Here is a 26,766-nt window from a genome sequence, read left to right as displayed (position 1 = left end):
ATACCAAATGTTGATTTTTTGGATGAAATGTGTTTTGATGCGTACTACAAGAATTTATCTTTTTTTGTAATAAAACCTTTCTCCTTAGCATAAAATATAATTGTTCCAAATGTTATTAATGTAGAAATGCCTATTTTTCTGTTGTTATAACAGTATCTTAAAATATTTATGCTTTCTAATTCATCGTGATTTTCTTTGTCCTGCTCACATAGATTCAAAAAATACTTCTCCCCTAAGTCATAGCTAAAAGTACTGGAGATTCCCATTGCAACTCTAAACCAATTATCAAATGATTCTGTAATTGAAATTTCTTTTTTTCTTAAGAATTTAATAATTAATTTAATTATTTGTCTATGTTCTGGTTTATTAAGTCCTTCCGTTGCATAAGCACTTTTACTTAAAGATCTGTCTCGAATACTTTTTTTAGAAGTTTTTACTTTAGATTCTATTTCTACTTTATCTTTATAAACCTCAGAGTATTCATTTAGATGTAATTCAGAATCCCAAGAAGCAAAACATAATCTTGTAATATCACTTCCACTATTATCCAACTTTACATTATAATTATCAAGAAAATACTTTTTTAATGATTCAAAGCTTGACTTATGGTCATCTATATCACCATCTAATTTAACAAGAGCTTTCAGCCCTTCACCAGATGGAGATATCCATACAGAATATATATATATATCATTTTTAAGTAACTTTTTGACATCAAGAATTTCTGTTTTTTCAATATGATCAATATCAAGAATTATTAATCTATTGTAGATACTCAAATTCTCTAATTTTCTTCCTTTCTCAAAAGTGCCACAAAATGCTACTAATGGTAATTTTATTTTTAAAGTTTTGTATTCATCATATTTGTTAGCTTTAGTGTAAAACCTACATTTTTTTATTTCATTCTGATATTTACCATTTTTAATATCCATCAATTCTTGACCTAGGTCACTTACAATAGTGGTCTTTGAGTAAATATTTTTAAACTTAGATACTTTCATTTATAAATTGTAGTATGGGCATTAAATATAATTCTTTTAGTGTAATTATCATATTAGTAAATAAAGAGAGTTTTAAAAGTAATCTTTTTCTTTTGAAATTTTAGCTATTAGTATTATGTAATTATAGTTTAATAAATTCAAATTTATTATATTTGAATAGCTTATTGTATCTAAATGGCGTAGGCAAGAGTGGAAATCCATTACGTAGAACAGGACGAGAATCTATTTTCTCTAGGTGTTAGTAGAGTAGTTTTTAAATTACGACCGAAAATACTTAAATAATTAAAGAGTTCCTAAAATCCTGATAATTATGGGCTCAGCTGTATTTGTATATGCGGCTATGTATCTCAATATTGATTGTTACGCCAACGCCATTTTAAATGAAAGAATTAGAAGAATATTATACCGATATACAAATCATAAAAAATTTATGCAGGCATCGAGCAAAAATGTCACACGCTCGCCATAAAAAGCATATGTTACGAGATATCAGTAAGCATAATAAAACTAATAAAATTCATGTTTCGCAATCACATCCAGATTTCTTGAAAATACAAAAGTTATTTCCTACAAGAAGGAATTGGAAAAAGCTTAATAAAAAAGAAAGATTGTGTCCAAATAGATTAAATAATAGTATTGAAAAAAATACTGAAAGACTTTGGAAGTCATATTCTGTTGAAAAAATTCTTGTTGAAAAAGACGGTAAAGTTCCTGATGAATGGTATATCAATTTATTGTTTTTTTGTTCTAATATTCGAGAGAAAGTTAATGGAATTTTTGATGGTAGCTACTTTATTAATAAGCCTGAAATATTCTCAATTTATAAATCTTTTAAACAGGAAAAAGGAAAACATATTTATCGACCGATAGCACAATATTCTTTAGAAGATAAAATAATTACTTCCGGATTCGCTAAATATCTTACAGAGGTTTTTGATCAAACATTCTTAGATTGTTCATTCGCATTTAGAGCGCGCAAAAATAATACAGTTCCTTCACATCATGATTCGATAGTACAAATTTTAAAGTATAAAAAAAAGAATAAAAGGCTTTGGGTTTCAGAATGCGATATACAAAAATTCTTTGACACTGTACAACATGAATATTTAATATCTATATTTTTTGAAGAAATCAAAAAATTAAAGCAAAATGGTGTAAAAATAACGTCAAAAGTAAAAAAGATATTTTTGAACTTTTTAAATTCTTATTCATTTAATCGAGATGTATTACCTAAGAATAATGATCTAACCTTTTTCAAAGAAGATCACGAATTTGGATGGAATATGAAGGAATTAAAAGCTGAATTTGGAGAAAATTATACAAAAAAATTCAAAATCGGAGTGCCACAAGGAAATGCAGTTTCTTGCTTTATAGCCAATTTAATATTAAACAGAGTTGATCAATCTGTTTTAGAAAAACATAAAGATATTTTATATGTAAGGTATTGTGATGATATGATCATAGCGCATCCAAATAGAAAAGTGTGTAAAGAAGCTTTAGAAACATATAAGTTAAATATTAAAAAATGCTTTTTACTATTTCACGAACCTAAAAAGTTTGAAAATTATGAAGAAAATGGGAAATATTTTTGGACTTTTAAATCAAAAGAACCTTATTATTGGGGAAACAAATTTAATGGAATAAATAATGTTCCTTGGTTATCATTTGTTGGATATCAGATAAATTATAAACGAGAAATTAGAGTAAGAAAAGATTCGATAAATAAAGAAATAAAAAAACAAATATCGGAAACTCAAAAAGTTTTAGTTGCTATTGGCATGGATCACAAACAGAATTTGAGTAAAATAAGTACATTTTCAAGGAAAAGTAAAAGACAACTAATATTTAGTCTTCAGCAACGATTAATTTCAATGTCAACAGGAAGAGTTACAATTTATAATTATAATAATAAAAATTTTAAACAAGATTTATGTTGGAGTAATGGTTTTAGACTTTTAAATAAAAATAAAATAGCTAAATATCAATTAAAAAAATTAGACAATAGAAGAGAACAACAAATAAGTTATTTTAAGAATCAAATTTCAAATTTAGAAGTCGAAAATAATAACAAAGACGAAAGACCTGCTTACATGAAAAAACAAAAATTTTTCTTTGGAAAACCGTTTAGCTACTCTAATTTGTTAGAAAGTAAAGTTGATACTTAAAAAATCACAAAAACTTCGCTTTCAACTCAGGCGTTGGAATCATACAACTATCTTTTTGACCAAACCATTTGTAGCGATATTTGGCAATTATATTATAAACTCCATCACGGAGAAACTTTGGTAATATCATAAATACCTGCATCAAACTCCAAGCACCGCCAAATTCTTTCATGATTTTTAAAGCCGCTGTCGATTTATGATAATATGCCACACTAGGTTCATATAAAATAACAGAATCTAGTTTTGTAGTGTCAAGTTGTAAGTGTTTTTGGATCGCAATTCCGATACCCGATTGTAAAGAAGCAAAACGAAAAGTATCGTTTTTATCACGCGCAATAATTTTATTGACAAAGCCATTGCACAAGTTACAAACGCCATCAAACAATACTATTTTCTTATCTTTTGGTAATTGATCAATCATTTTTTCTTCTTAAAAAACAGTACAAAGATACAACATTTAATAGTTCTGAGATATTAGAAGTGCGTATTGAGAAGTGTTTCTACCAAAACCTAAGCGCTAAGCGAATCAAAAGTATAGGTATGAGGAATTAGTAAAGTTAAAATTTATAGCAAAAGCTAAACCACTAATATACAAAGAGCAAAGTGCGTTCAACTGACAACCGACAACTGAATACTACTTCTTCGCTTGTACCAATTCCAATTGATCTATAGAAATATTTGTGGTAAACAATCCGTAATTCACAACAGCCTTTCCTTTTTCTAAACTATCAATACTTCCAACCGCTTTTCCGTCGTGCATACGAACACGATCGCCAACTTTTAAGATTGGTTTTGGCTTTGAAGCTTCCTTTTTAGCGGCTTTTTTCTTTTCAACTTTCTTTTCTTCACGAATTACCGCTACTTTTTGCACAACTTCTTTTTTTGCTTCTTTTTGTTTTGCCTTCTGTATTTTTTTCTCTTGTACAGATTGCTTTTTACGTTTCGAATTCTCCGTTTCTACAATACGTAAAAACTCAGAAATTAATGGACGTTTCTTTTTATTATCAAAATAACGATCTGCAATTTCGTTGATTTTATTTCCCAAATGAATCATGCGTTTATCATGATCATACAATTGCTGATAACTCTCTAATTTTGTCTTCGTCTTTGTATTTAAAACTTCCAAACGTTCATTTTCTTCACGCGCTTTAATTTCTTCTTCTTTTAGTAATTTAGACGTCTTTTCCATGGCACTGCGTTCTTTCTGCAACTTGGCAATGGTTGCATCAAACCGAACTTTTCCACGTTCAATTTTCTTCTTTGCTTTGTTAATCAAACTGTAAGGAATTCCATTCTTTTGTGCCACTTCAAACGTAAACGAGCTTCCAGCTTGGCCCAAAGCGAGTTGGTAAATTGGCAACAACGTTTTACGATCAAACATCATATTTGCATTCGTTGCGTATGGCAATTCGTTAGCCAATAACTTTAAGTTTGAATAGTGCGTCGTGATAATTCCAAATGCTTCACGTTCGTAGAATACTTCCAAGAACGTTTCTGCCAATGCGCCACCTAATTCTGGATCACTTCCGGTACCAAATTCATCAATTAAAAACAGTGTTTTATTGTTGCATTTCTTTAAGAAGTAATTCATCTGTTTCAAACGATAACTATACGTACTTAAATGATTTTCAATTGACTGACCATCACCAATATCTGTTAAAATTCGTTCAAACAAACACATTTTACTGCGTTCATGTACAGGAACTAACATGCCACTCTGCAGCATTAATTGAAGTAAACCAATGGTTTTTAGTGTGATACTTTTTCCACCAGCATTTGGCCCAGAAATTACAATAATTCTATTATCCTGACTGAGTTCAATGGTTTGCGGATATGTTTTTTCGTTTCGTTCTTTATTTGTTAAATAGAGTAGTGGATGATATGCATCTTTTAGTAATAACTCACGTTTTTCACTAATTTCTGGCAAAATAGCATCCATGGAAGCTCCATATTTTGCTTTTGCATAACTTACATCCAAATCGCTTAAAAAGTCTTGATAGTTTTCTAAAAGCGGTGCAAACGGACGTACAAAGTTTGTCAATTCTTTTAATATACGTGTAACTTCTTCCTTTTCTTCGTATTCTAAATTTGTCAGCTCACGCGAATATTGCAATGTAATTTCAGGTTCTATATACACAATACTTCCTGTCTTAGAACTTCCCATGATGGCACCTTTCACTTTACGGCGATACATGGCTTTTACAGCTAAAACTCTACGATTATCTACAACTGTTTCCCGAATTTCATCTAAATAATCTGCTTGATTGTATCTGCTCAACGCTGAAGAAAAACTTTGATTTATTTTTCCGCGAATACTTAAAATTCCTTTTCGGATACCTGATAATTCTGCCGAAGCCGTGTCTTTTACTTCTCCAAAACGATTGATTACATTGTCAATTGCTGTAATTAATTCTTTTGTAAATTCAATTTGTTCTGCTCGTGATTGTAAGGTTGGATAGTACTCATGAAACTTTTTAAAAAATTTCAATAATAAATTGACAGCATTCGAAATTGCCGAAATTTTTCGAAATCCTTGAATCTCCAGAAAACTATTTTCTATGGCTAATAGTTTAATTTCCAATGAAATTCCTTCAAAACCATGGTTTGGAATTACGTTTTCATTTTCAAAAGATGCTAAGTATTCATTTACGTACGCCAAGTTTGTTAGCAATACATCTTTATCGCGAAAAGGTTGTGTATTGCTAATTTTTTGTTTTCCGTATGCGGTAACTGCATGTTCTGAAACTTGTTGTAAAACTGTTTCAAATTCTAAATCGTCTAATGTTTTGGAATGTATTTTAATCATTGTAAATTTGAACTAATGTTAACCTGCATAACAGCGCAGATTTTTAGCCGAATGCAAAGGTACTTATTTATATGTTTATTTTGAAATTGACTACTCGTAATATGTACTTCTTAATATAAAATTGATGAATATAAAAATTGAAGAAAGCTGGAAATTCCACTTACAAGACGAATTTGAAAAGCCCTATTTTAAAGACTTAATTACGTTTGTAAAGTCAGAATATGCACAAAATCAATGTTTTCCAAGCGGAAAAGATATTTTTGCAGCGTTTGATCATTGTCCGTTTCATCGATTGAAAGTGGTGATTATTGGCCAAGATCCATATCATGGAGTTGGACAAGCAAATGGTTTGTGTTTTTCTGTAAATGATGGAGTTTCGCATCCGCCATCATTGCAAAATATTTTTAAAGAGATTAAACGTGATATTGGAATTGCACCTCCAACAAGTGGAAATTTAGAACGTTGGGCAAAACAAGGTGTGTTGTTATTAAATGCTACGTTAACCGTTCGTGCGCATGAAGCTGGAAGCCATCAAAAACAAGGTTGGGAAACGTTTACAGATGCAGTGATTAAAGTGATTTCTGAGAAAAAAGAAAATGTTGTCTTTTTACTTTGGGGCGGATTTGCTAAGAAAAAAGGAGCAAAGGTTGATAAATTGAAGCATAATGTTTTAACGTCTGGTCATCCGTCACCATTGAGTGCGAATAGAGGTTTTTGGTTTGACAATAAACACTTTAGTCGCTGTAATGATTATTTGGTAAGCAAACGCATTGAAGGAATTCGGTGGTAATTTTTAATTTCTTTTGAAATTAAAAATTATACTAAATTTGATTCAGCATCTAAATAACTATGCGGAATAAATGTTAAAGAGTAATCAAAATACGGAATCTTGTCATTTTGAATCTTGATGGAAGTTTAGATTCCTTTCTTACTAAATCAAGTTCAGCACGAGTTCCAAGAATGACATAAAGATAAATTAAAACATAAAAAAGGTTGTAACATAAAATGCTACAACCTAAATGTATATATAATTGGATAGTATTTTCTTAGTAAACTTCTACACATGAAGCGTCTTCAGCTGTCATGATATAGTTTTCTTTAGCGTCATCAGTGTCAGCAAAGTTAACACCTTTTCCCATGCAGTTTGATCCACATGATGCTAATAATAATCCTGTTGCTGCGATTAATAATAATGATTTTTTCATAATGATAGTAGTTGTAATGTTAATAATCTGATAAATTGGTTGTTATAAGCCTAGAAGTAATATTTTGCCCTTATTACTTTCTGATACAAATGTATATTCTCGATATTTAATCGAAACATTTAATCGTTTACATGTTTAAATTATCGTTAAATGACATAAAAACGCTTATTTATGTCGATTCGTAGAGGAAAAACAACCATTCGCCGACAATCTTCCCCTTTTAAAAAGGGGAAAAAGCCCCTAAGAATATAGGTGTTTATACGTGAAACGTGAATAGATGCGTAGCTTGTAGTGTGTATGATTAGCACAAAAAAAAAGCGAACTGATGCGTTCGCTTGTATTTTATAGAAGTTTGTGTGTCAAATCTTTATAGTTCCATTTTTCAGGAATAATGTCCAAGCTGAGTAACTTGTCTTGTACTTTGGTAACTGTTTTTTCGTCGATTATTTCCTGACTCCATTCGGTTAGCGATAACCATTTTTGAACATCTTCTAGTTGCTGTTCGTATCGAGAGGCAATCATTTCGTCGACATTTGGTATTTGCTTGAAATTGGCAGTCATTTCATTAATAATCTGTAATATAGTTTTAACCGTTTCTTCATCTTCGGCTAACAATTCATTTCTAACAGCAATTACAAAACACGGCCAAGGCGTTGGGCAATCGTCAATTCTTCTGAATATTCCTTGATCTACCAAAGGTTTTGTGGTAAAGTGTTCCCACATGAAATAATCACCTTTTCCCTTGTTTAAGCCATTAATAGCACCTTCCAAGTTATTGATGATTTCGAAATCAAGGTTTTCGGTGTCCCAATCGTTGTTTTCAGCATTTATATACGCCATTAAGTGAGAACCTGAACCATAACGACTAATGGCAGCTTTTGTGCCTTGTAAATCGTCAATTGTTTCAAAATTTGAATCTGCGGCTACGTGAATTCCCCAAATTAGTGGTGTTTGCACAAAAGTTTGTACAATTTTTGAAGGATTTCCATCAATAATATCTTTTATGATTCCTTCAGTAAGAATTACAGCAATGTCAATTTTTTCACTTCGAAGTGCTTTACACATGGCACCAGTTCCGCCTGGATAATCTTTCCAACGAAGACTGATTCCTTCTTTTTCGTAGGCACGTTCTTTGAGTGTGAGATACCAAGCTAGGTTGAAATGCTCAGGAACTCCACCAATATTTATTTTTTTCATTTGAGGCTTTTGTATTATACTAATTTACCTAAAGTGTACTGAATTAGCTGCTCTACAGTTTGTTTTGGCGTTTTACTAAATTGTCCTAACGGTCTGTTTGCAATGATTGCATTCATCGATATTGCTCTGTGACCTAGTAAACTTGCCAAACCATAGATTCCTGCTGTTTCCATTTCTAGGTTTGTAATTTGCTTTCCTTTATAATTAAAAGAAGCTAGTTTGTCATTTAATCCTTCATCTTGAACATTCAAGCGTATTTTACGACTTTGCGGACCATAAAACCCAACATTAGTTGCCGTAAATCCTAAAACTGTTTGTTCAGACGCTAATTGGTCGACTAAGTCTTTGTTAGCTTTCACAACATACGGCATTGATTTTTTCTCAAACCAATTTGCATGTTTTACAAATGCTTCAGCAACGTTTGTATCTTGCACATGTTCACTATCGTAAAAGTGTAGTAAACTGTCAAAACCAATAGCATGTTCGCTAATTAGAAAAGCATCTAACGGAATGTTTTCTTGAATAGAACCAGAAGTTCCAATACGTATAATGTCTAGTTGTTTGTGTGTACTTTTTACTTGGCGTGTGTTAAAATCAACATTTACCAAGGCATCTAATTCATTAAAAACGATGTCAATATTATCAGTTCCAATTCCTGTAGAAATTACAGTAATTCGTTTGCCTTTGTAGGTTCCTGTATGTGTAACAAATTCGCGTTTTCCTTTTTCAACTTCAATTGTATCAAAGTATTTACTTACGGAAGAAACTCTGTCAGGATCACCAACAGTTATAATAGTTGACGCTATATCTTCTGGAAGAATATTTAGGTGATAAATACTTCCATCTGGATTTAAGATCAATTCTGATTCGGCTATTTTACTCATGTTTTGTCAATATTTGTTGTGTAGGATGATAACAAAATTCATATTTTTTACAACCACCAAAAGTAGTATCATCCGTTACTTGATCATAAAAACTTTTGATATGATCTAACGCTAAATGTCCTTGTCTGTTAAGGATTATTTGTTCTTTTTGTATGTTAAAAAAGGAAGCTAATTTATGAATTATATTTTTTATTTGTAAATCACCAAAACCATAGTATCCTTGATATTGTAATACGTAACCAGTAAGATGATGTATACTTTTTATGTTTTCTTTTTTGATGATGTTTAATATGTTTGTTTCCAGAATGTTTAGTCCGTTAGTGACATCTGGAAAACGTTTTAAATGCGCACTGATGCAGTTAGACAGATATGGAAAAGAAGATTTGTGTGTGATGAATTCTTTGAAAGCTACATGATTACTAGAACAATACATTCGCCATAATTCGTTGGCTAACATGATGTCGTATTTTGTGAGTAGAATTTTCTCATCGTATTGATGTTGCAACTGTTTATTTGTCAATTCACCTAAGCCTTTTAAGTTTGTTTCATGCGGTATCCAACCGCTACTGACTAAATAGATAGGAATGTCTAGTTTTTTCGCTTTTAAATAGCTTATTGCCGCAATCATATTAATATGACAAAATACGTCATATTCAAACCATAATACAATAGACGCGTATGCTTCGTAATTTGTTTCTAATAATGGTTGTAAAAATGATGTTGTATAGGTTTCTTCAGTTGCTCCAAATTGTGTTAAGTAGGAGACACGTGTGTTTTTGAAATCGTCTGAAGCTAGATCAAATATTGTTTTTCCTTCACATAGCATTTCACGCCAAACCAATTGATCGTCATGAATTTCAATATCGTGAAGTCGTGATACTAAACTATCACCATTAATAATATGTAATACTTTTTGCGTCATTTATCCACCAACACGTTTTACATTGTATCCTTCTTTTTGTAGAATTTGAATGATTTTATCACGATAATTCCCTTGAATAATGATTTCGTTGTCTTTGATGCTTCCGCCGACACCACATTTTACTTTTAGGAGTTTCGCCAATGCTTTTAAATCGTCTTCCAATCCAACAAAACCTTTGATGACTGTTACAATTTTTCCACCGCGACCTTTGTTGCTAAAATGCGCTTCTAGTTTTTGTTCTTTTGGGGAAAGTGTTTCGTCTGCGTTATTATTTTCTAGTTCAAAATCATCATTTGTTGAGAATACAAATCCTCCTAAATCTTCTAAACTACTTAGTTTTTTCTTTGCCATTGTATTGTATGCTACTACTTGTAATTTGTTTGTTATATTAAATATACACAATTTATATGATGAGTGCTTTTAATACTTGATCATTCTTACTAAGAAAATCCTTATTCTTAAATGAAAAAGCTATCTAAAAAGTTTAAATTTTAATCAAATTGAACTTGATTCGGTTTCTCATCATCATTGAAAATCAGTGTAATGAGATTCTGAATCAGGTTCAGAATGACGCCTTTAAAACTTTCAAGACAGCCTTGTATATAATTTTAGGAAAAATTTCTATTATTTTATTTTTTGACTAAACCAAGTTCAATCAAACGTTCGTTTAGGAATTGTCCTGCTGTGATATCGTCAAATTTCTTAGGATTTTCTTCATCAATACAATTGTCTAAGCAATCTAACGGCATTTCACTAATTGGATGCATAAAGAATGGAATAGAGTAGCGTGAGCTTCCCCAAAGTTCTTTTGGCGGATTTACAACACGATGAATTGTAGATTTTAGCTTGTTGTTACTGTGACGCGATAACATATCACCAACATTAATAACCAATTCATCTGGTTCGGCAATTGCATCTAACCATTCGCCATCATGACGTTGTACTTGCAATCCTTTTCCATGTGATCCCATTAATAACGTAATCAAGTTAATGTCTCCATGCGCAGCCGCACGAACAGCATCTTTTGGCTCACTCGTAATTGGTGGATAGTGAATTGGACGAAGAATACTGTTTCCATTTTTGATGAAATTATCAAAGTAGAATTCATCTAAACCTAAGTGTAAAGCCAATGCTCTTAGTACATAAATCCCTGTTTTTTCAAGCATTTGGTAGGTTTCTTTACCAACTTTGTTAAATTTAGGTAATTCGTCTACTTGTACATTATCTGGATATTCTTCTTTTAAGGCATCATTATCTTCTACATATTGTCCAAAATGCCAGAATTCTTTTAAATCGCCAACTTTACGACCTTTGGCACTTTCTTTCCCAAATGATACATATCCACGTTGTCCGCCAATACCTTCAATTTCGTATTTACTTTTTGTTTCCAACGGTAAGCTAAAGAAGTTTTTGATTTCATCATATAAATCATCCACTAATTTATCACTTAAAAAATGACCTTTTAAGGCTACAAACCCAATGTCTTCATAGGCTTTTCCTATTTCATCAATAAATTTTTGTTTTCTGACAGGATCATCAGATAAGAAATCTTGAAGATTTACACTTGGAATATTTTTCATGTGTTTATATGTATTATTTTTATTGGTCACAAGCTCTTCGCAATTAATCATTTCCTTCGATGATAACATTTTGAGCATGCTCGTTTCATGTAATTCAATTTTTAGTATTTGTAAAACATAGGATCTATCGTTCTAGTATAGAGATTAAGATAAAACCAATTGTTAATAACTTTATAGCAGTTAATCGCTTGTAGTTACAAATGTAGCTAAAAAAATACTGTCCGAAAAAGAGAGTTATTAACAATTTCAAAAATTCTTAAAATGTATTTTGATGAACCGTTTTTTTTGATCATTTTTGAATATATAATCAATGGCTACCTATATTTACGCCAACCAGACACAAATTCATGTTATACAAGAAGGGAAATTTGAACAACGATACGTTGATTTCACTATATAAGAAGATGCTTAAACCACGAATGGTAGAAGAGAAGATGTTGATCTTGCTTCGTCAAGGAAAAATTTCAAAATGGTTTGGCGGAATTGGGCAAGAAGCAATTGCCGTTGGTGTTACTTCAGCACTTACCGAAGACGAATATATTTTGCCAATGCACCGTAATTTAGGCGTATTTACCACACGAAAAATTCCTTTATTCCGTTTATTTTCTCAATGGCAAGGAAAAGCAAATGGTTTTACCAAAGGACGCGATCGTAGTTTTCATTTTGGTACGCAAGAGTTTAATATTGTGGGAATGATTTCACATTTAGGACCGCAAATGGGCGTTGCAAGCGGAATTGCGTTAGCTAATAAATTGAAAGAAAATAAGCATGCATGTGCCGTTTTTACTGGTGAAGGTGGAACAAGTGAAGGAGATTTTCATGAAGCGCTGAATGTTGCTTCTGTATGGAGTTTGCCAGTGTTATTTTGTATTGAAAACAATGGTTACGGACTTTCTACACCAACTTCCGAACAATATAATTGTGAGCATTTAGCCGACAGAGCCAACGGATACGGAATGGAATCGCATATTATTGACGGAAATAATATTTTGGAAGTCTATACAAAGGTTTCTGAATTGGCACAAAGTATTCGGGAAAACCCAAGACCAATTTTATTAGAGTTTAAAACTTTTAGAATGCGTGGTCATGAAGAAGCGAGTGGTACAAAGTACGTTCCGCAAGAATTAATGGATGAATGGGCGGCGAAAGATCCGATCAATATGTTTCGCAATCATTTGATATTTGAAGGTTTACTTACAACGCAAATTGATGATATTTATAGAAAAGAAATTACAGATGAAATCAACGAAAATTTACAACTTGCATTTGATGAAGATAAAATAAGTTCTACTAAAAGTAATGAATTAAGTGATGTGTATCAAGATTCTTTATTTGAAGAAGTTACGCCTAATTCAGAAAATGAAAATATACGTTTTGTAGATGCCGTTTCGCAAGGATTGAAACAATCAATGGAACGTCATGATGATTTGATTATTATGGGACAAGATATTGCTGAATATGGTGGTGTTTTTAAAATTACAGATCAGTTTGTAGAACAGTTTGGAAAAGAACGTGTACGCAATACACCAATTTGTGAATCGGCTATTGTTTCGATGACGTATGGAGTTTCGATAAACGGAATGAAATCCGTAATGGAAATGCAGTTTGCTGATTTCGTGTCAAGTGGATTCAACCCAATTGTAAATTTATTAGCAAAATCACACTATCGCTGGAATCAGAATGCAGATGTTGTCGTACGAATGCCTTGTGGAGCTGGCGTTGGCGCTGGACCATTTCACTCACAAACTAACGAAGCTTGGTTTACCAAAACACCAGGTTTAAAAGTGGTATATCCGGCATTTCCAAAAGATGCAAAAGGTTTGTTAGCTTCCGCGATAAATGATCCAAATCCGGTATTATTCTTTGAACATAAGGCTTTGTATAGAAGTGTGTATCAAGATGTACCAACTGATTATTACACGTTACCTTTAGGAAAAGCTTCTTTGTTGAAAGAAGGTCATGATATTACGATTATTGCTTACGGAGCGGCTGTACATTGGGCGTTGGATACATTGGACAAAAACCCTGATATTTCGGCTGACTTGATCGATTTACGTTCGCTGCAACCGTTAGATACTGAAGCGATATATACTTCTGTAAAGAAAACAGGAAAAGCGATTATTTTACAAGAAGATTCATTGTTTGGAAGTATTTCAAGCGATCTTTCGGCGATGATTATGGAAAATTGTTTTGAATACCTTGATGCACCTGTAAAGCGTTTGGCAAGTATGGAAACACCAATTCCGTTTGATCAAGGCTTAGAACAACAATATTTGGCTAAAAACGAGTTTGAAGATGTGTTGAAAGATGTGTTGGCGTATTAATAGCACTTTTCTTTTTGATTGTTGAAGGTTTAGATTTATCAACTATAATAAAGTCTTCTCTGAAAGAAGCGAAAACAATATAAAACATGAAAGTAAAATTATTACTACTTCTATTCTTATCAGTATTTAACATTCTATTTTCGCAAACAACTTCAATACCAGACGCGAATTTTGAAAATTACTTGGAAACTCGTAATGCCAATGGTCAAATTGTTGCTTTGGGAGATCCTAGTAGTATGGGCAATGGAATTGCTAATGACAATTTAGTTACAACTGCAAATATTAATACTGTTGAAGTTTTAGCAATTAATTACAGAAATATATCTGATTTAACAGGTATAGAAGACTTTACTAGTTTAAAAGAGTTGAATTGTTCAAATAATCAACTAACTGATTTACCACTTTCACAAAACGTAAATCTTGAAACCTTATCATGCTCTGTTAATCAATTAACTAATTTTAATTTATCTCAAAATGTAAATCTTAAATATTTAGATTGTGAAGGGAATCCATATTCGAGTTTAGACTTCTCACAAAATCTAGGTCTTGAAACTATTCTCTGTTCTAGTATTACCTTATTAAATTTAAATATTTCTCAGAATACAACTTTAAAAATACTAAGATGCAGTCGTAGTAACTTAACAAACCTAGATGTCTCAAGCAATGCCGCGCTTGAAGTCTTGATTTTCAATAATTCCTACACTCCAATTACAAATTTAGATGTCACACTTAATACATCACTAAAGCGACTTGAATGTGCTGCCAACCAATTAACAAATTTAGATATTTCACAAAATTTATTGCTTGAAAATTTAAATTGCGGCGCTAATCAATTAACTAGTTTGGACGTTACAAATAACTTAAAAATCAGAAGTTTACTCTGTGGGAGTAACCAAATAACAGCTATTGATCTTACCCAAAATACGTTGCTTATTGAATTTATAAGCAACTTGAATCAACTTACTAGTTTAGATGTTTCTCATAATATATTACTTACAAATTTTCAGTGCGCTTTTAATCCAATAACTAGCATAGATTTAACCAACAATCCAGCACTAGAAAATGTACAACTTCTGGCTAGTTTACTAAGAAATGTAAATATTAAAAATGGAAACAATACAAATATTATTTCGTTTTCGGCAAATGGTAATCCTGATCTAGCTTGTATTTTAGTTGATGATGAAACTTACAGTACTAATAACTGGACTTTTATTGATCCTCAGGCAACTTTTAGTAATACTTATTGTGGAGAAATTTTAAAGCTTGAAGCTAAAATCTTTCTACAAGGAGCATATATAAATCCTAATCCTGGAGAAGGAATGTTAATGCGTGATGATTTACGTGTAGCTGGTATGTTACCAATAACAAGTCCTTATTCAGATGGAGTTACTTGTAATGCAAGTGTTTTTGCAGTAACAGGAAATGATGCTATTGTTGATTGGATTTGGGTAGAATTAAGAGATAAAACTGACAATACTATAGTTGTAGATAGTCAATCTGCTTTAGTACAACGCGATGGAGACATAGTAGGAGTTGATGGTTTTTCTCCATTAGCTTTTAATCAAAGTATAAATAATTATCATGTGGTAATAAAACACCGTAGCCATTTGGGAGTTATGAATGAAAATAGTATCCCGTTGAGAACAACAGCGACAACAATTGATTTTACTAATGCAGCTAACCAAATTACTTATGGAACAAATGCTCAGAGTGACCTTGGTATATCAAATGATTTTTTAGGTATGTGGACAGGAAACACTAACGGAGATGGTATAATACAATATTTAGGAACAGATCCAGATACACCAAGTATATTATCTATCGTATTAAATGATGCTGGGAATTTTTTAAATTTTCCTACCTACAGTGTTACTGGATATACTGAAATTGATGTTGATATGAACGGAAATGTTCAATATACAGGAGTATTACCCGATACACCTATTATTTTACAAAACGTGTTGACCCATCCTGGAAACTTTTTGAATTTCAGTACTTACTCAATACAAGAACAATTACCTACAAATTAAATAAAAATTACTATAATCTTAAATCGCAAAAAAAGCTTTAAACCATTCATTTGGTCTATCAAAACAATTTAAAACATAAAAAATCCCAATCATATAATATAATTAGGATTTTCGTTTAGTAATAGTAAATAGGAGCGAAGGCGCTACCTTCGTGTTATTGTTTCTTCTTTGAATGTAGTTATGTTTAATTCGCCATTCTTTCTGTTTGCTTGGTAATAAATTACAGCTTTGTTTTCTGAATTCGAATTGTTTTCATTCTCAAAAACTATATAATTTCCTTCATTTAAAGAAGCATTTAACTTGTAATTTTTGTTGTTTTTGTATTTCGAAAGTACATGATTTACTTTATAACGCTTCGCATTATCATAAATATAAACGCTATCGACACGAAGATCGACAGCGTTTATTAGTGTTATCTCAAAAAGATAGTTAGTATACGGCTTTGTTGTATGTACGCCTTGTATAATGGTTTGTTTTGTAGAAGATAGTAGCTTTATACCTTCATCACACGCCATTATATTGAGAGTCAATACGCATAATATTAAAAACCGCTTCATTTAATTAACAACAATTTTCTTTGTAATACTTTTTCCATCATTGATGATTTTTACCATGTATAAACCTTCGGCAAAACCACTTAGATTAACTTTTTCTTCATTGGAAGTTGTATTAATTTCTTTTACAACCGAACCAATTAAGTTGTATATAATAATGTTTTTATTTCCTGATAGATTGTGTAACGAAATTGTAAAATTCTTATTTACCGTAGGATTCGGATATACTTGTATTGAATTTTGTGGTAACTGCGTTTCTCCAACAGATAAAGAAGCTTCATCAATAGCAACTTCCCAAACACCACGACCAAAGGTAGCCGCACGAAGCATATTTGTTGCGTAATGAATTTCAATATCGTTTACAATTACATTTGGCAATCCTTGTCCTAAACGTTCCCAATCGCCAGCAGAATCAGTTCTGTAATACACTCCTAAATCAGTTGCTAGGAATAATTCGCCATCCATAGTTCCTGTTTTATATAAAATTTTATGTGTTGGAATGTTTGGTAATGAACCTGTAATATTTGTCCAAGTGAATCCACTATTAGTTGATCGGTATACTTTTCCAGCTTGATATCCAGAATACGCAATGTACACTTCGCCAGGATTTGTTGGATGTACTTCAATACTTTTTACTCTTCCTCCTTGTGGTAAATTGAGTACTACCCAATTAGCACCTCCATTATCTGTTCTCTTTACAGTACCACCTTGTCCAGAAACATAAATTACATTTGGATTTGAAGGTGAAATAGAGATAAATTCGATAGCGCCAACACCTGAGTTTAAATTTACCCAGCTATTTCCTTGATTTATTGATCTGTAAATGTCTCCAAAACCTCCAAATATTGTTGTTGGAACAGTTGGATGAATCTCCAATTCCCATATAAATGGTGCTCCGTTAGGAGTAGGAACAAACTGCGAAGAAGTAAATCCGTTGATTGTTCTAAACATTGTACCTGCCTGACTACACGTCCAAGCAATATCACTATTAGAATAATCCCATAAACCTTCAACGCCATCACTTCCAGGATTTCTTCCAATCCAATCAACACCATCATATTGACCGATATCATTATCTTGTGCACCAGCAATTAATAAGTTTGCGTTTTGTGGTGTGCCAGAAACGTTATAATACTGTGTAATGGCAATTCCTGAAGATAAATCTGCCCAAGCATCGTCAAGTTGAGCATTTCCCATAAAAATTCCACCATCATTTACAGAGATTGCTGTATTGGTTCCAGGTACGAATTTCATATCATGATGATCAGAATGCACATAGAAATAAGGATTTCCTGCTTGCCAATATCCATCTAAATATTTTTCCCAAGTTGCACCACCATCTGTAGAACGCCATCCATCAACACCACCAGCTAATACTAAGTTTTCGTTTATTGGAGAAATTGCTAAGGTAATGTTGTATCCACCTTGAGAACTGTATCCACCAATACTTCCAACTAGTGTCCAACTCGTTCCTTGATCTGTAGATCTTCTAATTCTTCCAAAATTGTCAATTGATAAAATTAAATCTGTATTTGCTGCAGTCGTTGCAAAATCTAATCGACTAAAAGCGGGTCTTGAAGCCACTGTCCAAGTTGTCCCATTGTCAGTTGAAATGTAAAAACGTCCGCTTCTTGAAGTAGCATACATAATAGAGTTACTTCCTTCTTTATAACCTATATCATTAAAGACAGCACCATTTTCAGTAAACACATCTGCCCAAGTTGTTCCTCCGTCAGTTGTTCTTTTGATATTATTTCTAGTGGTTGCAAATACTGTATTTACATTGTTTGGATCAATTAATAATTTTGAAATGATATCATTTTGTCCCAATGTAAATGACAAATCAGTTATTGCCCAGTTTGCACCACCATTTGTAGTTTTTAAGACACCAACAGATCTGTTCTGAAAACCGTCGGCATCACCTGTTGCTGCATATACAATATCTGTATTTGTTGGATTGATAGCAATATCTGAAATTCCCATATTTGGAAATTCATCTCCTTGTGGAGTCCATGTTGCTCCTCCATCAATAGTTTTCCATATTCCTCCGGCTGGCGATCCTATGTACATTGTATTTGTGTCGTTTCCTGTAAAAGCAATCGCATTAATACGTCCCATTCCTGGGTAAAATCCAATATTTGAAACAGGTGGTGTTACTGGTCCTAAAAGTGACCAAGGTACATCTGCAACTGTTTCTGGGGCATTTCCTTGTCGTTCTTGTTCGCTATACCAAAGATTTGCGGTGTGCGAAGCAGGCATAAATTTACCATTAGGTAATACACGATCTTTCCAAAAAGCCGCCCAACGTTCAAATTGTTTTACTTTTTTCTTACTTTTTCTATCTGTATTATTTCTAATTGGAGCTAATACTAGATTCTCTTGTTCTACAATTTCGAAATAATTACTGTTTTCGTCAAGAGTAGAAGCACGCCAGTTTTGCGCGTGTGTTAGTGAGGAGAAGCCTAAGGCAAAGATGCCTGTCAGTGTTAAACATAGTTTTCTTTTCATGTAGTTGTTTAGTTTTAGGTTTAGCAATTTCTTTGGAGTTAAACAGTTTATATTGAAAAGACCCTACTTTTTATCTTTAAAATTAATTGAATCTGTAATTTTTTATGACTTTTACAAGGAATTCAATACTTCAATTTTGATACAAATAGATTTACGAATATGTTCATTTTAAAATATTTCAAGTTTGTTTGTAATGTTCGTGAAATTGTAAGGTCTAAAAACAAAAATTAAATATGAACTTAACAACACAGTTAAAAGAATTTGCAGCCGCAAGTGTAAAACGGCATCCTGGCGTTGCACAAGACACTATGAAACAGGCAATTGATTCCTTGGTTGCAAGTGAAATGATTGAAAAAGCTTTTAAAACAGGCGATCAACTTCCAGATATTACTTTAGGAAATGCTTTAGGAAACGAAGTACGTATCAATGAAATACTAAAAGAACACAAAGTAATTATTGCATTCTATCGTGGTAATTGGTGTCCGTATTGTAATATTCAATTACGCGCATTGCAACAAGCAGTTCCTCTATTTGAAGCAAAAGGAGCTAAGCTAGTGATTATTGGACCCGAAACGCCAGATAATTCTTTAACAACCAAACAGAAGAACGAATTGACGTTTGAGGTAGTATCGGATATTGATATGATAGTTGCCCGCAGTATGAATTTGGTATATAAATTACCAACAGCTTTGCAAGAATTATATAAAAAGTTCGGAATTGATTTGGCTACAAATCAAGGAAATGGAAACCAAGAGTTACCAATTGCAGCAACGTATGTGGTGGAACAAGATGGAACTATTTCGTATCACTTTTTAGAAGAAGATTACAAACTCAGAGCAGATCCTCAAGATATATTGAATGCGCTTTAAGCGTTATATTTATTATACAACAAAGACTTTCTCAAAAGTCATTGTTATGAAGGAAATGATGTAATACACCAGTTAAGGTTTTGATTTACAAATTATTGTGAATTCAAAATATCTCACAATAACATTCGTAATAGCTTTACAAATTCATCAAGTATAATACTAAATCTTCTTTTGAGTCCAAACCAAGTTTTTTACGAACACGGCCACGAATTCCTTGCACAGTTCGATGTGAAATTCCAAGCATGATGGCAATTTCTTTAGATGTAAGATTCATTCTGATGTAGGCGCAATACCGAATGTCTTTTGTAGTTAAATTTGGTGCTAATTCGTTTAATTTTTGGAAGAAACCTTCGTGTACTTTATCAAAATGTAGTTTGAAATTTGTCCAATCTTCATTTTTATTAAGTTGTTCTTGTAAATTTTCTTTTAGTGAATCGTTGGAACGATCTATATTTTCAATAACCTCTGTGAGCAACTGTGCTTTTTCGTATTGATATAGAAATAAATCGGCTAATTCCTTATTTTTTAATTGTACTTCTGAAGCCAGGTTTTCAATTTCTATTTTATTTATTTCATTCTTTTTATTCGTTAATTCTGCAGCTATTTTTGACGATTTTAATTTTGATTTTGAGTAGAGTAGTAGTAATAGTAAAATGATAATACACGTAATTCCTATACCGAGAAGATACCAAGTTTGTTTTCTAGAAAATTCTTCATTTTTTTTTGCAATAACAATTTCAGCATCTTTTTTATCTAATTCGTACGTTACTTTTAATGTGTTTACTTGTGTCTGAGCTTCTTTTGTATAGACTGAATCTCTTAAAAGTGTAGCTTCTTTGTAATATTCGAGACTTTTGGCATAATTTTCTTTGTATTCTTCAAGGTCTGAAAAGGCTTCATATATTTGTGCTTGTGTATCTAAATCATTTGCTCTTTTTGATACTTTGAGCGCTTTGTCTAAATAGTTTTTGGCTTTATCAAATTCTCCTCTTTCTGAATAAATTAATCCCGCATTGATAGTGGTTTCTACAAAATCTCGTGAATCTGATAATTCTTCATTTAGCAACAGTATAGAATCTACTTTTGCAATGTATTTCAATGCATTTTCATACGCATCTATTTCATAATAATACGAAGACATTACCGCATATGAATAGGTGATAAATGACAAATCTTCACTTTCTTTAGCAGTTTTTACACCATCTAAAATGTATTTTTCTGCTTTGCTAAAATCATCCAATGCCATAAAAGCTGTGCTCAACTCAATATAAGATTTCGCTTCAATCGCTTTACGATAAGTTGCATGTTCATGTGCTAATAACAAAAACTCAATTTCTTTATAATTATTTCCCAATCCAGATTCATCTGCAGCAATTGATGAATAGGCAAAGTATAAATGTTTAGGTCTTTTTGTTTGCTTTGCTATAGTTAATAAATCATACGCAATTGGAGCTGCTTTTTCGTAATCACTAAAAGCATAATATACAGCTTCCATTAAATGATATAAATCATATTTGATATTTAAATCTGTTATTTTATCTGAATCGTCAAATTCACGTTTTACGTATGTAAATAATTCTGGAGAATATGTTTCTATATACAGATGATCAATAGCGGCCACATACGCAATTCGTTTCAATGGTTGGTTTTCTAGTGATTTTATAGAATCAATAATAACGGCTACGTCTGCAATATTTGACTGAGAAAACAGCAAATTAGAGCCAATTCCGAACCAAACTAGAAAGCATACGTATATGTGTTTCATCTTCATATAGCTAATGTAAGTTCTTTATAGGTTACATCCTTAAAATTTTGTGAGATAAAATCCTACTACGTACCCATTGCGTATGTGCTACGTAGCAAGTACGTATGCTAAAATAGTGATTCATAGGCATGTGAAACTACTTTTACATCATTATTATAATTTGTAAAAATGATATGAAATTCAATTGAACTTCTAAACACATTTAAAACAAAAAATACTCACACTAAACAAAACTTATGAAGTACAAGAAATTAAAGATCATGACTTTTTGCTTCCTCTTTGGAACAGGATTTCTCTGCGCGCAACAATCTGTGAACGCTGGTGGCGGAAATGCAACAGGAGCAACAGGAAACACTAGCTTTTCCGTTGGTCAATTGTTTTATAAAACCAATTCGGGAGCTACTGGCTCAACTGCGCAAGGTGTGCAACAGTCGTTTGAGATTTCTACCACGTTAGGAATTGAAGTAATTGCTATTCAATTAGAAGCAATTGCATTCCCGAATCCAACAACAGATTTTATAAATCTTCGGTTGAAAAATATGGATGTCGCAGGATTAAGCTATCAAATCAGTGATATTTCAGGTAGATTATTAATTTCTAAAAAACTTACAGGCGATACTACTAAAATTCCAATGAAACAATTGCCTGTAGCAACCTATTTCATTTCAATAGTTGAAAAAAGTAAAAAAGTAAAGACATTCAAAATCATAAAAAAATAACATCATGAAAAATAACATTACACTTTTATTTGCCTTATTGCTAACAGTAAATATATATGCACAAACTCCTGAAAAGATGAGTTATCAAGCAGTTGTGAGAGATATTACAAATACATTAATAGCGAACCAAACAGTTGGAATGCAAATTAGTATTTTACAAAGTAATGCTTCCGGATCAGCTGTTTATGTGGAGACACATACACCAACAACCAATGACAATGGATTGGTAAGTTTAGAAATAGGAACAGGAATAGTAGTTTCAGGAACGTTTAATACGATTGATTGGGGTTCTGGAACTTATTTTGTTAAAACTGAAACAGATCCAACAGGCGGAACTTCATACACAATTACAGGAACAAGTCAGCTATTGAGTGTTCCGTATGCATTGCATGCAAAAGAAAGTGAAAGTACCAAAGACACCTTTAAATATTTAGGAGCTGCAAGAGGAAAAAATGATGGAACTCCAAACCCAAATCCAAACAATGAAGTTCCCAGTTTTACATTGACCACATTACGTTGGTTAGGCGTTTCTGATAACTATATGAATAGTATAGGTGGTACAAACAATACACAAATAACCATTCCTGCAGGTGTTACACATATCAAAATTAATGCAGGTATTATTTACGAAGCAGGAACTGCCGATAGTATGTCTACATTGGCAATTTACCAAGATGGTACGCCGTTTAACCTAGCAAATCAATCATATCCAACGTATAATCAATTCAATTCTAAATACGGATTTAACTTAGCTACACAATATATTCCTGTAACACCAGGACAAGTTTTCGAATTCCGTATGTTTCAAGATTCTCCCGATACAATATACCTATCGTGGGGAAGTATTAGTGCTACTTTTTCTTTTGAATATTATGTAAAAAATTAATTTTCTAAATTATATTTAGAACTAGTTAATTGTAGGTTACATTTAGTTAAAAGACACTCCGAAACGAGTGTCTTTTTTTGTTCGTGTTTGTTTCTTATAGACTTGTACTGATTTTCCTAAAAATAAAGTCATAGCAAAAGCGATTATAAAACTGAAAAGAAATATGATATTGTATGTTTTGTTGTAACTTTATGAGTATTAGTGCGTCACACTATACATCAATCAAAAAAATAATACAATGAATTCAAACCAAAAAACGGCAAAAATAGTAGGGATACTATTGTTGTTAACTTTCGCTGTAGGCGTTACCATGTATCAATTTTTGCAAAGTTCACTTTTTGCAGATGATTTTCTCACAGCAACTGCCGCAAACACAAATGAGATTATAATTTCAACTTTATTCGGTATTGTGAGCGGACTAATTTCAATTGTTATTGCTGTATTGCTATTTCCAATTTTTAAACACTATAGTTACAAAATAGCCTTAGCTTATTTGGCTTTGTGCATACTTAGTTGTGTAATGATATGTATTGATAACATAAGTGTGCTATCACTGTTAGACGTAAGTAAAGCATATGTTAAAAGCGGAAATAACGCAGTTGATTCATTTGAACTCATGGGAACTTTATTGTATGAAAGACATGCGTGGACACACTATTTTTCATTATTAGTTTCATGTTTTCCAGGGTTTGTATTGTATTACACATTTTATACTACACGATTGATTCCGAGAGCGATCTCCATTTTTGGGATAGTTGCCGTATTGCTAATGTTTATTGAGATTTTAAGTTCTATTTTAGGACAAGGTATTAGTATGAATATGATGATTCCGATGGCTTTAATTCAATTAATTTTTCCAGTTTGGTTGTTACTCAAAGGATTTAAATTGCCAAAAGAATAAAGTAACATTACTGCTTTTTCTTCATTCCAAATAATACACGCATTAATGTAAACGGATAGATTAAATATCTGTAAATCAATACAATTACAGGAAAAGAAGTAATGAGTAACAAGATTATTTTTACAGCAATATTCGCATCAAGTTGAATAATGTAGTATGCAAAAACAACAAGTATGGTTTGATGCAAAATGTAAAACGGATAAATAGCTTCGTTGAGTTTTTGTACCAATGTACTTTTTTTGTTAAACCAAATTTGTGCATACCCTAAAAGTGTGATTACAAATGTCCAACCGACCAAACAACAGACTACATACCAAAGATTCCAAAGTATATTTTTTGATAAATAGGGGACAAGCAATTCGTGTGGCATCAAATAGTACGTGTAGAAAATGATGGAACTTACTAAAAATAGTACGAAGTTTAGCTTGCGGTATTGCTTCAAATGTGTCCAAGTCAATGCTGCGGAAGCGAACAACATTCCAATAATCAAAAAGAAGCCGTAATAAAGTGTTGACGACAGATTTAACAAGCTTTTACTATCATCAGGGAAATAGGTTTTTGATACAATTAAGATGAAAATTAATGGGATGACGATTAGAAATAATCCTAGTTTTTTAGAAGTAAAGCGTTGAAATAGCTCTATCAATCTATTTGATTTTGATGATTTCAAGAATACTATGAACGGAATTAGAATCAGCGACATCCAAAATAGATTTTCAATAAACCAAAGATGATTCACGCCAAAATCAGCACTTTTATAAATATCAAGATAAGAAGTGTATGCAGCTCTATTTTCAAAATATGTTTGTGGTGGAACGATGATGAGCACACCAAAAACAAGTGGAATCAACAATCGGATAGCGCGTTCTTTTACAAACTGAATCCAAGTACGTTTTGAAAAGGCAAAAATAGTTCCTGTTCCAGAAATTAGAAATAATAATGGCAATCTGAATTGTTCAAAAAAAACCATAATATCATCTAATAATTTGCTCGATTCATTGTTCATAATATGAAAATTATCACCATTAAACGGCATTCCAACATGATGAAAATATACTGCCAAAATTGCAATAACGCGCAACCAATCTAAATCGTATCTGCGGATTTTTGTTGTCATAAAAGTGTTCGTTTTTTGATGCGACAAACATACAAACGATTTTTATGCAAATTCTTTGAATGTGACTGTTTGCAAGGGAAAGTGACGAAATACACACTTCGAATTCGCTTAGTGCAAGCATTTCAAATCAGCGCAGCGCAACTTTTCAGGAGTAACTAGAATTGTTATATAAACGTTAACTACGGTTTTCCCGTACAGAAAAGCTATTATTAATTTTTAAATTACTTCGAAAATAAAACTTAACTTTATGAAAAAGAAACAGTTAAAATCATTACACCTTAACAAAAAGTCAATTTCTAACTTAGAAATATTTACTGCGAAAGGTGGATTCACAGGAACAATTTGTTATTGGACAGAACCAGAATTGTGTGGTTATGGACAAACAGAAACCTGCGATCCTTGCAATAGCGTTTATAATTGCGATATGGCACCGCCAGATTAGTATGCAATATTCATTCAAAATTCAGCGAGCTTCGGTTCGCTTTTTTATGTTTTATTTGAAAAATACGCATTAAAAGTAGTAAGCTTAGAACGCGATACAGGAACCGTTTTTGAATAGTTTTTTAATGATAATTGATATCCTTGTGCATTGCCAACACAAGTCGTTATTTTGTGCAAATTGACCAAGTAGGAACGATGCGTTTTGTAAATATGTGGAAACTGTTGTAAATGTTGTTCCAAGTCTTTTAATGTGATGCGAAACAAGCCTTTTTTGACTTCTGAACCATCATAAATATAAATTTCGGTATAATTACTTTCAACTTTTGCAAATAGAAATTGTTGTATGTCTAGTTGGTATTGCTCCGTTTTTGTAGAAATTTGAATCAATTGTTGCTCAATTTTCGCAGTCGGTGTTCTAAGTTTTAGATTTTTAAGACTCTTACTATGTTTGTATATCAAACGTTCTAAATTCAGCGGAAGCATAATAATTAATAATAAACCACCAACCAAGAGAGAATTTCTAATTTCTTCAAAAAGATATTGTAAGGACCAATTGTTTGGATTATCATAAATTAAATCTCTAATCAGAAAACTTACGATTCCGATAATAATAAGAATTATTAACAAGCAGCGTAATTCTTTCCCTAATGTCCAGCGAGAATCATCTTTTACTATCCAATTTAAGATTGTAAAATACAGATATGCAATTGGTAACGGATAAAATGCATGAATAAATAAAATCCAAATGTAATCTATTTTGTGTTCGTCAACATTTACTTCAAAAGGATCAAACGTATATGAAAATAGAAAACTCAAAATACTCAGCAAGCCAAGAAATATAAGCAATCGCTTCCGGTTTCTATAGAGGTAAGGATACGGTTCTTTAAAATAT

Annotated in this window: 23 protein-coding genes; 9 read left to right on the top strand and 14 right to left on the bottom strand. The window is 32.1% G+C overall.

The features are described from left to right. Positions 1-44: 44 nt before the first annotated feature. Positions 45-1,001: a BT4734/BF3469 family protein gene (locus ACQ654_RS01325; protein WP_430408508.1), complete on the bottom strand. Its 957-nt coding sequence runs from the start codon at positions 999-1,001 to the stop codon at positions 45-47. 380 nt (positions 1,002-1,381) lie between these two features. On the opposite strand from ACQ654_RS01325, the gene ACQ654_RS01320 reads away from it, so the two are divergent. Next, entirely contained in the window at positions 1,382-3,166 is a 1,785-nt protein-coding gene (locus ACQ654_RS01320) for a reverse transcriptase domain-containing protein (protein WP_430408507.1), read from the top strand. 4 nt (positions 3,167-3,170) lie between these two features. Here the strand turns inward: ACQ654_RS01320 and ACQ654_RS01315 are convergent, their stop codons facing one another. Together ACQ654_RS01315 and ACQ654_RS01310 are read right to left on the bottom strand one after the other, a co-directional pair. Beyond that, positions 3,171-3,587 (bottom strand): thiol-disulfide oxidoreductase DCC family protein, encoded by a 417-nt coding sequence (locus ACQ654_RS01315; RefSeq protein ID WP_430408506.1) that lies wholly within the window; start codon positions 3,585-3,587, stop codon positions 3,171-3,173. Positions 3,588-3,800: 213 nt separating this feature from the next. Then, a complete protein-coding gene (locus ACQ654_RS01310) occupies positions 3,801-5,972 on the bottom strand; it encodes an endonuclease MutS2 (protein WP_430408505.1) in 2,172 nt (723 codons plus the stop codon). Positions 5,973-6,096: 124 nt separating this feature from the next. Here ACQ654_RS01310 and ACQ654_RS01305 point away from each other — a divergent pair, with 124 nt between their 5' ends. Next, the gene (locus ACQ654_RS01305; RefSeq protein ID WP_430408504.1) at positions 6,097-6,762 is read left to right on the top strand and encodes a uracil-DNA glycosylase; all 666 of its coding nucleotides are present in this window, start codon (positions 6,097-6,099) and stop codon (positions 6,760-6,762) included. Positions 6,763-7,018: 256 nt separating this feature from the next. Here the strand turns inward: ACQ654_RS01305 and ACQ654_RS01300 are convergent, their stop codons facing one another. The 6 genes from ACQ654_RS01300 to ACQ654_RS01275 form a co-directional block, all read right to left on the bottom strand. Then, entirely contained in the window at positions 7,019-7,177 is a 159-nt protein-coding gene (locus tag ACQ654_RS01300) for a hypothetical protein (RefSeq protein WP_430408503.1), read from the bottom strand. Positions 7,178-7,519: 342 nt separating this feature from the next. Continuing rightward, positions 7,520-8,374, bottom strand: coding sequence for a substrate-binding domain-containing protein (locus ACQ654_RS01295; protein WP_430408502.1), 855 nt, complete (start codon positions 8,372-8,374; stop codon positions 7,520-7,522). A gap of 14 nt (positions 8,375-8,388) precedes the next feature. After that, complete coding sequence (locus ACQ654_RS01290; protein ID WP_430408501.1) at positions 8,389-9,258, bottom strand: nucleoside phosphorylase; 870 nt, start codon at positions 9,256-9,258, stop codon at positions 8,389-8,391. Next, entirely contained in the window at positions 9,251-10,180 is a 930-nt protein-coding gene (locus ACQ654_RS01285; RefSeq protein ID WP_430408500.1) for a DUF1835 domain-containing protein, read from the bottom strand. The genes ACQ654_RS01290 and ACQ654_RS01285 overlap by 8 nt, the downstream gene beginning before the upstream one ends. After that, a complete protein-coding gene (locus ACQ654_RS01280) occupies positions 10,181-10,531 on the bottom strand; it encodes a translation initiation factor (RefSeq protein ID WP_430408499.1) in 351 nt (116 codons plus the stop codon). A 278-nt stretch (positions 10,532-10,809) separates the two neighbouring features. Further along, positions 10,810-11,760, bottom strand: a complete 951-nt coding sequence (locus tag ACQ654_RS01275) for an isopenicillin N synthase family dioxygenase (protein WP_430408498.1) — start codon at positions 11,758-11,760, stop codon at positions 10,810-10,812. A gap of 347 nt (positions 11,761-12,107) precedes the next feature. Between ACQ654_RS01275 and ACQ654_RS01270 the strand changes: the two genes are divergently transcribed. Together ACQ654_RS01270 and ACQ654_RS01265 are read left to right on the top strand one after the other, a co-directional pair. After that, complete coding sequence (locus ACQ654_RS01270; protein WP_430408497.1) at positions 12,108-14,084, top strand: alpha-ketoacid dehydrogenase subunit alpha/beta; 1,977 nt, start codon at positions 12,108-12,110, stop codon at positions 14,082-14,084. Positions 14,085-14,170: 86 nt separating this feature from the next. Further along, positions 14,171-16,114: a leucine-rich repeat domain-containing protein gene (locus ACQ654_RS01265; protein WP_430408496.1), complete on the top strand. Its 1,944-nt coding sequence runs from the start codon at positions 14,171-14,173 to the stop codon at positions 16,112-16,114. Positions 16,115-16,257: 143 nt separating this feature from the next. Here the strand turns inward: ACQ654_RS01265 and ACQ654_RS01260 are convergent, their stop codons facing one another. Next, positions 16,258-16,644, bottom strand: a complete 387-nt coding sequence (locus ACQ654_RS01260; RefSeq protein WP_430408495.1) for a hypothetical protein — start codon at positions 16,642-16,644, stop codon at positions 16,258-16,260. Between the two features lie 27 nt (positions 16,645-16,671). Beyond that, on the bottom strand, positions 16,672-19,176 hold the full coding sequence (locus ACQ654_RS01255; protein ID WP_430408494.1) for a T9SS type A sorting domain-containing protein: 2,505 nt from the start codon (positions 19,174-19,176) through the stop codon (positions 16,672-16,674). A gap of 233 nt (positions 19,177-19,409) precedes the next feature. On the opposite strand from ACQ654_RS01255, the gene ACQ654_RS01250 reads away from it, so the two are divergent. Beyond that, entirely contained in the window at positions 19,410-20,045 is a 636-nt protein-coding gene (locus ACQ654_RS01250) for a peroxiredoxin-like family protein (protein WP_430408493.1), read from the top strand. Positions 20,046-20,181: 136 nt separating this feature from the next. Here ACQ654_RS01250 and ACQ654_RS01245 read toward each other — a convergent pair whose 3' ends face one another. Beyond that, the gene (locus ACQ654_RS01245; RefSeq protein ID WP_430408492.1) at positions 20,182-21,810 is read right to left on the bottom strand and encodes a tetratricopeptide repeat protein; all 1,629 of its coding nucleotides are present in this window, start codon (positions 21,808-21,810) and stop codon (positions 20,182-20,184) included. Positions 21,811-22,046: 236 nt separating this feature from the next. On the opposite strand from ACQ654_RS01245, the gene ACQ654_RS01240 reads away from it, so the two are divergent. The 3 genes from ACQ654_RS01240 (at position 22,047) to ACQ654_RS01230 (ending at position 24,316) form a co-directional block, all read left to right on the top strand. After that, a complete protein-coding gene (locus ACQ654_RS01240) occupies positions 22,047-22,529 on the top strand; it encodes a T9SS type A sorting domain-containing protein (RefSeq protein ID WP_430408491.1) in 483 nt (160 codons plus the stop codon). A gap of 4 nt (positions 22,530-22,533) precedes the next feature. Continuing rightward, entirely contained in the window at positions 22,534-23,415 is an 882-nt protein-coding gene (locus ACQ654_RS01235; protein ID WP_430408490.1) for a hypothetical protein, read from the top strand. Positions 23,416-23,653: 238 nt separating this feature from the next. Further along, positions 23,654-24,316, top strand: coding sequence for a DUF4386 domain-containing protein (locus ACQ654_RS01230; protein ID WP_430408489.1), 663 nt, complete (start codon positions 23,654-23,656; stop codon positions 24,314-24,316). Between the two features lie 7 nt (positions 24,317-24,323). Here the strand turns inward: ACQ654_RS01230 and ACQ654_RS01225 are convergent, their stop codons facing one another. Further along, positions 24,324-25,433: an acyltransferase family protein gene (locus ACQ654_RS01225; protein ID WP_430408488.1), complete on the bottom strand. Its 1,110-nt coding sequence runs from the start codon at positions 25,431-25,433 to the stop codon at positions 24,324-24,326. A gap of 247 nt (positions 25,434-25,680) precedes the next feature. On the opposite strand from ACQ654_RS01225, the gene ACQ654_RS01220 reads away from it, so the two are divergent. After that, complete coding sequence (locus tag ACQ654_RS01220) at positions 25,681-25,875, top strand: hypothetical protein (RefSeq protein ID WP_430408487.1); 195 nt, start codon at positions 25,681-25,683, stop codon at positions 25,873-25,875. A gap of 44 nt (positions 25,876-25,919) precedes the next feature. Here the strand turns inward: ACQ654_RS01220 and ACQ654_RS01215 are convergent, their stop codons facing one another. Continuing rightward, positions 25,920-26,720: a LytR/AlgR family response regulator transcription factor gene (locus tag ACQ654_RS01215; protein WP_430408486.1), complete on the bottom strand. Its 801-nt coding sequence runs from the start codon at positions 26,718-26,720 to the stop codon at positions 25,920-25,922. Between the last annotated feature and the right edge of the window lie 46 nt (positions 26,721-26,766).

The organism is Kordia sp. (assembly GCF_965283645.1).
Classification (GTDB): Bacteria; Bacteroidota; Bacteroidia; order Flavobacteriales; family Flavobacteriaceae; genus Kordia.
This window is presented reverse-complemented; position numbering and strand designations above follow the sequence as displayed.

Coding starts and splice junctions, on each gene's coding strand:
- ACQ654_RS01325 (WP_430408508.1), bottom strand. CDS start 1,001: ATGAAAGTATCTAAGTTTAAAAATATTTACTCAAAGACCACTATTGTA.
- ACQ654_RS01320 (WP_430408507.1), top strand. CDS start 1,382: ATGAAAGAATTAGAAGAATATTATACCGATATACAAATCATAAAAAAT.
- ACQ654_RS01315 (WP_430408506.1), bottom strand. CDS start 3,587: ATGATTGATCAATTACCAAAAGATAAGAAAATAGTATTGTTTGATGGC.
- ACQ654_RS01310 (WP_430408505.1), bottom strand. CDS start 5,972: ATGATTAAAATACATTCCAAAACATTAGACGATTTAGAATTTGAAACA.
- ACQ654_RS01305 (WP_430408504.1), top strand. CDS start 6,097: ATGAATATAAAAATTGAAGAAAGCTGGAAATTCCACTTACAAGACGAA.
- ACQ654_RS01300 (WP_430408503.1), bottom strand. CDS start 7,177: ATGAAAAAATCATTATTATTAATCGCAGCAACAGGATTATTATTAGCA.
- ACQ654_RS01295 (WP_430408502.1), bottom strand. CDS start 8,374: ATGAAAAAAATAAATATTGGTGGAGTTCCTGAGCATTTCAACCTAGCT.
- ACQ654_RS01290 (WP_430408501.1), bottom strand. CDS start 9,258: ATGAGTAAAATAGCCGAATCAGAATTGATCTTAAATCCAGATGGAAGT.
- ACQ654_RS01285 (WP_430408500.1), bottom strand. CDS start 10,180: ATGACGCAAAAAGTATTACATATTATTAATGGTGATAGTTTAGTATCA.
- ACQ654_RS01280 (WP_430408499.1), bottom strand. CDS start 10,531: ATGGCAAAGAAAAAACTAAGTAGTTTAGAAGATTTAGGAGGATTTGTA.
- ACQ654_RS01275 (WP_430408498.1), bottom strand. CDS start 11,760: ATGAAAAATATTCCAAGTGTAAATCTTCAAGATTTCTTATCTGATGAT.
- ACQ654_RS01270 (WP_430408497.1), top strand. CDS start 12,108: ATGTTATACAAGAAGGGAAATTTGAACAACGATACGTTGATTTCACTA.
- ACQ654_RS01265 (WP_430408496.1), top strand. CDS start 14,171: ATGAAAGTAAAATTATTACTACTTCTATTCTTATCAGTATTTAACATT.
- ACQ654_RS01255 (WP_430408494.1), bottom strand. CDS start 19,176: ATGAAAAGAAAACTATGTTTAACACTGACAGGCATCTTTGCCTTAGGC.
- ACQ654_RS01250 (WP_430408493.1), top strand. CDS start 19,410: ATGAACTTAACAACACAGTTAAAAGAATTTGCAGCCGCAAGTGTAAAA.
- ACQ654_RS01245 (WP_430408492.1), bottom strand. CDS start 21,810: ATGAAACACATATACGTATGCTTTCTAGTTTGGTTCGGAATTGGCTCT.
- ACQ654_RS01240 (WP_430408491.1), top strand. CDS start 22,047: ATGAAGTACAAGAAATTAAAGATCATGACTTTTTGCTTCCTCTTTGGA.
- ACQ654_RS01235 (WP_430408490.1), top strand. CDS start 22,534: ATGAAAAATAACATTACACTTTTATTTGCCTTATTGCTAACAGTAAAT.
- ACQ654_RS01230 (WP_430408489.1), top strand. CDS start 23,654: ATGAATTCAAACCAAAAAACGGCAAAAATAGTAGGGATACTATTGTTG.
- ACQ654_RS01225 (WP_430408488.1), bottom strand. CDS start 25,433: ATGACAACAAAAATCCGCAGATACGATTTAGATTGGTTGCGCGTTATT.
- ACQ654_RS01220 (WP_430408487.1), top strand. CDS start 25,681: ATGAAAAAGAAACAGTTAAAATCATTACACCTTAACAAAAAGTCAATT.